The sequence below is a fragment of the Flavobacterium sp. genome (assembly GCF_020217025.1).
Taxonomy (GTDB): Bacteria; Bacteroidota; Bacteroidia; order Flavobacteriales; family Flavobacteriaceae; genus Flavobacterium.
Map to the genome: position 1 here is coordinate 1 of NZ_JAIWOF010000076.1, position 10,000 is coordinate 10,000.

General features: G+C 31.5%; 11 protein-coding genes. 6 read left to right on the forward strand and 5 right to left on the reverse strand.

The genetic code is table 11. The features are described from left to right. Positions 1-567, forward strand: a 567-nt coding sequence (locus LDL23_RS03630) for an ATP-binding cassette domain-containing protein (protein WP_291264495.1), incomplete at its 5' end; no start/stop codon positions are given. Positions 568-762: 195 nt separating this feature from the next. Beyond that, positions 763-2,949, forward strand: a complete 2,187-nt coding sequence (locus LDL23_RS03635; RefSeq protein WP_291264496.1) for an ATP-binding protein — start codon at positions 763-765, stop codon at positions 2,947-2,949. Between the two features lies 1 nt (position 2,950). Here LDL23_RS03635 and LDL23_RS03640 read toward each other — a convergent pair whose 3' ends face one another. The 5 genes from LDL23_RS03640 to LDL23_RS03660 all read right to left on the reverse strand — a co-directional run bounded on the left by LDL23_RS03640 (position 2,951) and on the right by LDL23_RS03660 (position 6,854). Next, positions 2,951-3,292, reverse strand: a complete 342-nt coding sequence (locus tag LDL23_RS03640) for a hypothetical protein (RefSeq protein ID WP_291264497.1) — start codon at positions 3,290-3,292, stop codon at positions 2,951-2,953. Further along, complete coding sequence (locus tag LDL23_RS03645; protein ID WP_291264498.1) at positions 3,282-4,406, reverse strand: carboxypeptidase-like regulatory domain-containing protein; 1,125 nt, start codon at positions 4,404-4,406, stop codon at positions 3,282-3,284. The genes LDL23_RS03640 and LDL23_RS03645 overlap by 11 nt, the downstream gene beginning before the upstream one ends. A gap of 40 nt (positions 4,407-4,446) precedes the next feature. Then, a complete protein-coding gene (locus tag LDL23_RS03650; RefSeq protein ID WP_291264499.1) occupies positions 4,447-5,340 on the reverse strand; it encodes a hypothetical protein in 894 nt (297 codons plus the stop codon). Positions 5,341-5,342: 2 nt separating this feature from the next. Next, on the reverse strand, positions 5,343-5,876 hold the full coding sequence (locus LDL23_RS03655; RefSeq protein ID WP_291108322.1) for a sigma-70 family RNA polymerase sigma factor: 534 nt from the start codon (positions 5,874-5,876) through the stop codon (positions 5,343-5,345). 156 nt (positions 5,877-6,032) lie between these two features. Continuing rightward, positions 6,033-6,854 carry a hypothetical protein gene (locus tag LDL23_RS03660; protein WP_291264500.1) on the reverse strand — a complete coding sequence of 274 codons (822 nt, stop codon included), beginning with the start codon at positions 6,852-6,854 and terminating at the stop codon, positions 6,033-6,035. 82 nt (positions 6,855-6,936) lie between these two features. On the opposite strand from LDL23_RS03660, the gene LDL23_RS03665 reads away from it, so the two are divergent. The 4 genes from LDL23_RS03665 to LDL23_RS03680 form a co-directional block, all read left to right on the forward strand. Beyond that, positions 6,937-7,812: a PPK2 family polyphosphate kinase gene (locus LDL23_RS03665; RefSeq protein ID WP_291264501.1), complete on the forward strand. Its 876-nt coding sequence runs from the start codon at positions 6,937-6,939 to the stop codon at positions 7,810-7,812. Between the two features lie 26 nt (positions 7,813-7,838). Further along, complete coding sequence (locus LDL23_RS03670; RefSeq protein WP_291264502.1) at positions 7,839-8,408, forward strand: cob(I)yrinic acid a,c-diamide adenosyltransferase; 570 nt, start codon at positions 7,839-7,841, stop codon at positions 8,406-8,408. A 167-nt stretch (positions 8,409-8,575) separates the two neighbouring features. After that, a complete protein-coding gene (locus tag LDL23_RS03675; RefSeq protein ID WP_002986941.1) occupies positions 8,576-8,797 on the forward strand; it encodes a DUF2795 domain-containing protein in 222 nt (73 codons plus the stop codon). A gap of 86 nt (positions 8,798-8,883) precedes the next feature. Then, positions 8,884-10,000: DEAD/DEAH box helicase (locus LDL23_RS03680; RefSeq protein ID WP_366935462.1), on the forward strand; the 1,117-nt coding region annotated here is incomplete at its 3' end.

Consider the following 10,000-nt stretch of genomic DNA (forward strand, 5'->3'; position numbering starts at 1 on the left):
GCTTTCGTAGGTAAAAATGGTGAAGGTAAATCAACTATGATTAAAGCCATTATGAAAGAAATTGAAATCAATGGAGGTTCTGTAGAAATTGGTCACAATGCACAAATTGGCTATTTTGCTCAAAATCAAGCCGCTCAATTAGACGAAAACGCAACTATTTTTGAAACCATTGATAGAATTGCCGTTGGAGATGTTCGTACACAAATTAAAAATATTCTTGGCGCCTTTATGTTTCAAGGAGATGATATTCAAAAGAAAGTGAAAGTACTTTCTGGAGGAGAAAAAACACGTCTGGCAATGATTAAGTTACTGTTAGAACCTGTAAATCTTCTAATTTTAGATGAGCCATCCAACCATTTAGATATGAAAACGAAAGACATCATAAAAGATGCTTTACGTGATTTTGACGGAACTTTGATTTTAGTTTCTCACGATCGTGATTTCTTGGATGGTTTGGCTGAAAAAGTATTCGAATTTGGAAATAAGCGTGTTAAAGAACATTTCGAAGATATCAAAGGATTCTTAGTGCACAAGAAAATGGATTCGTTGAAAGAGATTGAAAAATAAGATTCGTGAATAAATAAAAAAAAGCTCCTTAATTGGGGCTTTTTCTGTTTTTGAATGTATTTGTTTTAGATTATCTTTTTATTAATATTCTTACTAATTTCTTGGTCAATTCAATAAAAATTTTAAATTTGTATAGTTGCACAAATATTTATTTCATTTTTAGCCTAAAATTTAACAAATCCTCCTTGATTAAGAATGTTTAAAAAAGCTGTTGTATTTTTTTGGATACTATTTTCCTTTCAGCTGTCCTTTGGACAAGGAATTGGATATAAAGATAAGTATGCAAGAGGTTTGTACGACAAAGCTTTAAAAGGCTTAAACGACTTAAAATGCAGCGAATCTTTATCGTATTCCCAACAACTTTTAGAATACGCTTTAAAGGAAAATAAGTATGATATGGCTGCGGCTTCCTACAATATCATTGGACTTAATTTTGAAGAATTTGGTGATTTAAAAAAGTCTATTCAATATTATAATTCTGGAGTTTCTTATGCCAAATTAGCAAAGAATGATACCATTGAGAATTATCTTTATAACAACATTGGAAATCTTTATTATTTCAGGCTAAAAGATTCCAATAAAGGACTTTATTATTATCAAAAGTCATATGAATTATCTAAAAAGTTAGATACACCAAGGGATATTGCTTTTGCAGAAATTAATTTAGCCGATGTTTATTTGGAGTTGAATGAACTAGATAAAGGTAAATATTATTTGCAATTAGTAGAAAAAAAAATGAATAACAACGATTACGAAATGGGAATGTCGTATTATTCGTTGATGGCTTATTACTATGAAATGCGGAATGATCTTGTGAATGCCGAAAAGAATTATTTAAAATGTGTTTCCGATTTTAAATATCAAGATATCGAATATCATAAATCGCATCAAATGGATATTTATGCAATGGTGTATAGATTTTATAAAAAGTATAATAAAACAGAAAAAGCGCTTTATTATTTAGAAAAACACGACCAACTTCAAGATGAACTTTTTAGTAAAGAAAGGAATATCGAAATAAAAATGGCTGGCGGAGACATTGAGGCACTTGAATACAAATATAAGGTGCAACAAATTGAAACTGAGAAAAAAATTCAGCATCAAAAAATGAAGGCTGCAAATCGTTTTAATAAAGTAGTACTGTGGTTTCTTGGTTTTGTAATAATATTTTTAATTTTTATTTTTAAAGGGTTTGTAAACTATAGAACTTTAAGTAAAAAGCTATCGGATTATAACTTTCAGTTACAAGTGGCTAGAGAAAAATCAGAAGAAGCAACTCGATTAAAAACACAATTTTTATCTAATGTGAGTCATGAACTAAGAACCCCTTTGTATGGTGTAATTGGTATGGCTGAAATTTTAGAAAGCGAACACAAAGAAATTAAAAAGAGTCCCTATTTTAACGCTTTGAAGTTTTCTTCACAATATCTTTTAACTTTAATTAATGATGTTTTAAACGTTTATAAAATTGAAGATAATAATATTGAATTCAATTATGAAAATATTAATATTAGAGAAGAAATTGGTCACATAAAAGAATCTATGAACGTCATAGCAAAGTCAAACAAAAATGAAATTATTGTTTCAATTGCAGATGATGTTCCTCAATTTATTAAAACCGATTTGACTCGATTCTCTCAAATTTTAATCAACTTAGTTAGTAATGCTTTAAAGTTTACCAAGAAAGGAAAGGTTACACTTAGTTTGTCCTTGGAGAATAAGGATAATAATGTGTTTTTGAAATTAGAGGTAAAAGATACTGGAATCGGAATTCCTGAAGAATATTTGGATAAAATCTTTGAAAAATTTGTTCAAGTTGATGTGAATTTGCAAGAACAATATAAAGGAACAGGACTTGGGTTGTCTATTGTGAAACGTTTAGTAGAACTTTTTAAAGGAAGTATTTCAGTAGAAAGTAAAATTAGAGAAGGCAGTAAGTTTACGGTTTTGTTTCCTCACATTCCAGCAGATGAAATTGTAATTTCAGAACAAATTAAAGAAAATTCGAATTCAAAACTTCAAAACTTAAATATTTTAGTGGTTGAAGACAATAAAATCAATCAAATGGTGACCCAAAAACTCTTGGAGAAAAATGGTCACAACTTCCAAATAGCAGAAAATGGTTTGGAAGCTTTATTACTAGTTGAAGAGAATAAATTTGATGTAATTCTGATGGATATCAATATGCCAGTTATGAACGGAATTGAAGCTTCAATCAAAATTAGAAATCTTGGAATTAAAACGCCGATTATTGCGTTAACCGCTTCTGACAAAGAAAATATTCTAAAAGAAATTCTAGAAAAGAAAAATGGCCTTACCGATGTTTTGGTAAAACCATTTGAATATGCCGATTTAGAAAATGTAATTTCGAGATATATTTAAGTTATTTCTTCTTCCATTTCTCAAAACCTAAAACACTTGGCTTGATTTCTTTTTGCCATTGCATTCCATAGGTTTTATTCAAAAAATTAAAAACCAATTCATTTTTAGTTTCATATTCCTCAAAATTAGTTGGAGCGATGCAACCAAAATCATGGAATTTTACATTGTATTTCTTCGCAAAAGCCAAATCTTCTTTGGTAATTACAGATGCAATTCCGCCCAATACATAAATCGTTTTAGTATTCGAATTGATTTCGATTTTAATCGTGTCGTTTTGCTTTTTCTCTTGTGCTTGAAGAGTAAAACTGAATAAAAAAATTATGATAATTTGTTTATAGTTCATTGTTTTTAATTTTTGATGAAACATCTGAACCTCCCCATTCGACAAGAGTAAAACCTCTTCGATTGGTTTTAGGTAGTTGTTGCTCGTTAATATTTTTAAAATTCTCTAAACCATAAAATTCCACATAAATTCTGATACTAGTTTCTGGTTTAGGATTTACATTTAAAGTGGCAATTTCACTACATTTTTCATTTATTAAGAAATGAATAAAGTTATATTTATTACGTTCTAAGACAGGCAACCAATATTGTATGAAGTCATTTGTTTCTTGATTGTTTAAACCAATATTTTCAAGCTTTTCGATGAAAAATTCTGTTAACTTTTCTTTTGGAACAATGAAGCCATCGTTATATTTATAATGTTCTTCTGGAAAGTCAATAGTTCCATCCCAAAATAATGAACTGTAATAACGATTGGTTTTTTTATCAAAAATTTGTCCGTTTGGCTCTGCAATTACTTCCCAATTTTTATCGTATTTTGGGAATGTTGTTAGTAATTTTCCTTTTACATCCAATTTAATATCAAGAGCAGTTTTTTCTGTTGGATAAAGATATATGACTGGTTTTTCTAATATAATATGCTGATCTGATTTGAGATTAACTACAAGATTCTCTTTATTTTCAATTTTTATCTTATGTGATTTAAATTCTATAAATGAAATTTCTAAAATATCATTTAATTTAACTTCAATAGAGAATTTTCCGTCAAAATCGGCTTGTGTTTCTGCTTTTGAATTTAGATTTTTTATATAGGCTCCAGGTATAGGAAGTTTTTCACAATCGTAAACTGTTCCAGAAATTTTAAAAACATCGCTTTCGTTTTTTATTGAATTTTCAAGGGAATATTTTTTATATAATTGCTTTAATTCTCGTTTAGAAATAGTTTTTGTAGTAATTAGAATGGCACCGTTTTTACCAATTTGTCCATAGATTGCTATTGCCTCTTTATCTTTTAAAACCTTTACCGATTCGATGTTTTTAGAATCAAATGCATCTAAAATATCTTTATAAACAATTTTTTCGTTTACAACAATTAGTGCTTCATTGAATGCTTTTTCTTGTCCAAAAGTGGTTATCGCAAATAGAAAAAATAGCAGTATTTTTAATGATTTCATTATTTTGTTTTTTTTTAATTTGTTTTTAAAATTATTCTTGCTATTTCTTGATTGTAATAATCACAACTCCTTTTTTTCCTTTTTCACCATAAATCGGAATAGCTCTTTCAGGTTCTAAAATAACGATGGTATCAATTTTTTGCTTACTCAATGGCGCATACGGACTCGTAGGATTTTCTCCAAAAAGTGACTCTTCGGAATATTCAACACCATTTATATAATAAATTGGTTCTTTCAATTCTACCACCGATTCAATTTCTTCTGGATTTAAATTATTTAGCGATTTTTTACTTAATTTTCCGTCAATAAGTAGTAAATCATCATTTGGTTCTTTTTTGTCTTTTTCCTGAGTTGTCTCTGCCGATTTCATTGTAACATCATAACGCTTTCCTTTAGCTAAATAGCCTGAATTATTTATTGAAGCTGAATTCGAAATATTATTGTTATAGGTTGGAACCAAACTCGTTTTTGCCATTTCTTGAACTTCTTCCATAGCAATTGGAACCGGAATCATAACTTCTTTTTTCGATTTGTAATTGATGGTATCGTTAATTACAATGTTGTTCTGAATTACGATTTGTTGTTGTAAAATTTGTTCCGCATCTTTTTTAATTTCTGGAGTTGTGTTTACCAATCCATTCGCTGTTTCAGGTGTTGGAATCGTTTTTTTTGATGAATCAATAGTAGTAACTGTATTTTCTGGAACAATTACATTTTCTTTTTCTTGCAGTAAGAAAAAAGTTAATGTTCCTACTAAAACTATCGAAGCTGCTACTGCTAATTTTTTCCACAAATGTTTCTCCTTTTGAAGTGTTTGCGTTTCCATTTTGTCTTCCACGCGTGCCCAAATCTTCTCCATTCCTGGAAAGTCTTTTTGCTCGGCGTTTTCGGCAGCTTGTTGTATTTTTTTATATAATTTTTCTTCTGTTCCCATGACTATTTTGCTTTTTGATAATAAAAAGTTCTTACCAATTCTTTTAATTTACTTTTCGCTGCATTTAATTGCGATTTCGATGTTCCTTCACTAATGCCAAGTTGTTCTGCAATTTCTTTGTGCGAATAGCCTTCAATCACAAACAAATTAAAAATCGTTTGGCACCCATCGGGAATATAATTCAGTAAATTGAGCAAATCTTCTTCTTCTAAATCGGTAACTTCATCTGCTAAAGGTTGCGAATTGTAGCTCACATCTTCCAAATACAAATTAAAGTTGATGTTCTTTTTAATTTGTAACAGACAATTGTTCACCGTTATTTTTCGCGCCCAAGCTTCAAAAGCCAAATCTTCTTTTAGTTGATCTATTTTTGTAAATAGGGTAAAAAAAGCATCGGCCAATACTTCTTCTATTTCTTCCTCCTTTTTTAAATACCGTTTACACAAACGATAGAGTTTTGGCGCCATAATTTCATACACCATGCGTTGTGCTTCACGGTGTTGTTTTCGGCAGCCTTGTATGTGTTTTACATCCATAAAATGTTTTATTTTCAAAAATCAAGTTCAAGGACAAATGCAATATTCAATTTGTTTTGCTTTTGAACTTGTTCTTGAATTTGAACTTGTTCTTGACTTCGCTTTTTTATATAGAGCATAAAAGTTTGTAAAAGGTTGGGAAGGGAGTAAAAAAAATTATTTCTTCGACGTTAATTGGTAAATTATAGTTTCTAAAGTCTCCGTATCATTGTCTTCGCACAATAAAAACTCAATTTCATTTTCTGATTCCTTGTAAAGCGTAATACCTTCAAATTTCTGATGTTCCGATAATAATTGCACGTCAATAATTTCAAATGTCGGAGCATGCATAATACCTAAAATGGTTCCTAAAACTTCGCCATCTTCATAAGTAGATTCGGTGTTTTCGGCGCAAGCCAAGAAATAAATTTTATCGTTCACTAAAATCGCATCAGTAAAAGTGGTTTCAATATCATCTAATGTTGGAAGTGAAATCGGTACAAATCGAATACCATCTTCTTGGTTATTCGGAATAATAAAAATGCCGTTTCGACTATTTTTTGAATTGCCTCTTTGAAAAAGTAACATGGTTTGATGCGCATAAATAGCACCTTCAATATTCAATTGGTCATCGGTAAACGAACCAACATTTTTTAAATTTTGGTATAAAACACTTAAATCTTGCGTTTGTAAAGCATCCGAACCCAAATCTAAAGTGAACATCGTATTACGTTTTTGAGTTGAACCTGAACCCAACATAATTAGTTGATTTCCATATTGGGTAATGCTCTCTAAATCAGGTTTATTTTCTTTTTCAATGTTTTCTCTCGCTTCTTTTACCAATGGAAATTTCAACAAAAGTTTTTTATCGATGTCGTATTGGTACAAAAAGTTACTCGAATCCGAAATAACAAATAAAACATTTTGGGAATACACCAATCCTGATGCTGCCGAAATACCTTTTATCGTGAAGAAATTAGTAAGTTTAAAATTTTCCATATTTTTACAAAAGAGTTAACAATTTTTAGCGCAAATTAGCCTCTAAAAGTACTATTTTTACAGAGATTTAAAACCAACAACGATGGAAAATATCAATATTGAAGATTTTAAAGTAAAAGGTAAAATTAAGTTAGATGATTTTCTAACCAAACTTCCTATTGATACCGACAAAGAACAAGAAGAATTAGCTTTAGATAAAATCCAACAGAAACTTTCTAAAAAGCAAGATGCCATGTACGCGCACAATCGTTATGCGTTTTTAATTTGTTTGCAAGGAATGGATACCAGCGGAAAAGATAGCTTAATTCGTGAGGTTTTCAAGGAATTTAATCCGCGTGGCGTTGTGGTGCACAGTTTTAAAACACCCAATTCAACCGAATTAGAACACGATTATTTATGGCGTCATTATTTGGCTTTGCCTGAAAAAGGAAAATTCGCAGTTTTCAATCGCACGCATTATGAAAATGTATTGGTAACGCGAGTGCATCCCGAATATATTTTGTTTGAAAATTTACCTGGAATTGAAAAAGTAGAAGATATTACGGCTCAATTTTGGGAAAACCGTATGGAACAAATGGTGAATTTTGAGAAACACATTTCACAAAACGGCACAAAAATCTTAAAGTTCTATTTTCACATGAGTAAAGACGAACAAAGAGAACGTTTATTAAAACGATTAGAAAATCCGGAAGACAATTGGAAATTCTCAACAGGAGATTTAAAAGAACGTGAACGTTGGGACGATTATATGAAATATTACGAAGAAGCGATTAATAAAACATCAACTGATTTTGCTCCTTGGTATATAATTCCAGCAGATGATAAAGGCGTTGCGAGATACATTGTAGCCAAAACCATTTGGGAAGAAATGCAAAAACTAACCGACATCACCGAACCCGAATTAGATCCAAAAGTTAAAGCGAATATTGAAATGTATCGCGACCAATTGAAGAAATAACAAGCTTAAAACGATAAACAATTATAATGAAAGTATACACAAAAACTGGCGACAGTGGAACTACAGCCTTATTTGGTGGAACACGTGTACCCAAACATCATATTAGAATTGAAAGCTATGGAACAGTTGACGAATTAAATTCCCACATCGGATTAATTCGCGACCAAGACATGAGCGATTTATACAAAAAGGTCTTAATTGAAGTTCAAGATCGATTATTTACTGTTGGAGCTATTTTAGCAACGCCGCCAGAAAAAGAAACTTTGAAAAACGGTCAACCACGCTTGCAAAACCTTGGAATTGTAGAATCGGATATCGAATTTTTGGAAAACGAAATCGATAGGATGGAAGAAGCGTTACCGCCAATGACACATTTTGTTTTGCCAGGCGGACATACAACCGTGTCATATTGTCATATTGCACGCTGCGTGTGCCGTAGAGCCGAGCGTTTAGCGGTACATTTGAATGACATAGAACCCACAGATGAACGCGTAATTAAGTACCTAAACCGACTTTCTGACTATCTTTTTGTGTTGGCACGAAAGTTGTCCCATGATTTGAACGCTGACGAAGTACAATGGATTCCTAGAAAATAGTGTTCAGTAATCAGTTTTAAGTGTTCATTATGCCTGAAAACAGTAATGAAAAGTCATGTTTTGAGTACTTAAAAAAAAACGTTCTTAAATTTTAATAAAAAAAGTAAAAAAAAACTTGCCTTATTGGGTAATAAATTTATTTTTGCATAAACTTAAATCGATAAAAGATGTATTGGACATTAGAATTAGCGTCATACTTAAGTGATGCACCTTGGCCAGCAACCAAAGATGAACTTATCGACTATGCTATCAGAACTGGAGCTCCATTAGAAGTAGTGGAAAACTTACAATCTATAGAAGACGAAGGAGAAATCTATGAATCAATGGAAGAGATTTGGCCTGATTATCCTACTGACGAAGATTATCTTTGGAATGAGGATGAATATTAAAAATAAATAAACACAACAGAAACAAGTCTCTTTACTGAGACTTTTTTTGTGGTTATATTTGCAAACTATTTAGAAAATAAAAAATTATGAGTATCATAAATTCCATATTGAAAGCTTTTGTGGGAGACAAATCGGAGAAAGATGTAAAAGCGATTCAACCACTTATTAACAAAGTAAAATCTTTTGAGAGTGTTTTACAAGCATTGTCTCATGATGAATTGCGTGCTAAAACAGCCGAATTCAAAGCTAAAATTCAACAGGCTCGCGCTGACAAAGACGCTAAAATTGCTTCTTTAAAACAAGACGCAGAACAAACTCAAGACATCGATGCGCGTGAAGATATTTATGCTGAAATCGATAAAATTGAGAAAGAAGCTTATGAGATTTCTGAGAAAGTATTAAACGAAATTCTTCCAGAAGCGTTTGCAGTTGTAAAAGAAACAGCGCGTCGTTTTAAAGATAATACAACGATTACAGTTACTGCTACTCCAAAAGACAGAGAGTTATCAGCAACTAAATCGTATATCACAATTGAAGGTGATAACGCTACTTGGGCAAACTCTTGGAATGCTGCAGGAAAAGCTATCACATGGGATATGATTCACTACGACGTTCAGTTGATTGGTGGAGTTGTATTGCATCAAGGTAAAATTGCCGAAATGCAAACAGGTGAAGGAAAAACATTAGTAGCAACATTACCTTTATACTTAAATGCCTTAACTGGAAACGGAGTGCATTTAGTAACGGTGAATGACTACTTAGCAAAACGTGATAGTACGTGGAAAGCTCCTTTATTCGAGTTCCATGGATTAACTGTGGACTGTATTGATAATCACCAGCCAAACTCTCCAGAAAGAAGAAAAGCATACGAAGCTGATATTACTTATGGTACAAATAACGAATTTGGTTTCGATTATTTGAGAGATAATATGGCGCACGCTCCAGAAGATTTAGTACAACGCAAACACAATTATGCGATTGTCGATGAGGTCGATTCAGTTTTAATTGATGATGCTAGAACACCATTGATTATTTCTGGACCAGTTCCGCAAGGAGATCGTCACGAATTCTTAGAATTAAAACCAAAAGTTGAAAATTTAGTTAGTTTACAACGTAAATTAGCTACGGATTGTTTGACAGAAGCAAAACGTTTATTCAAAGAAGGAAATACTAAAGACGCTGGTTTCAACTTATATCGTTCAT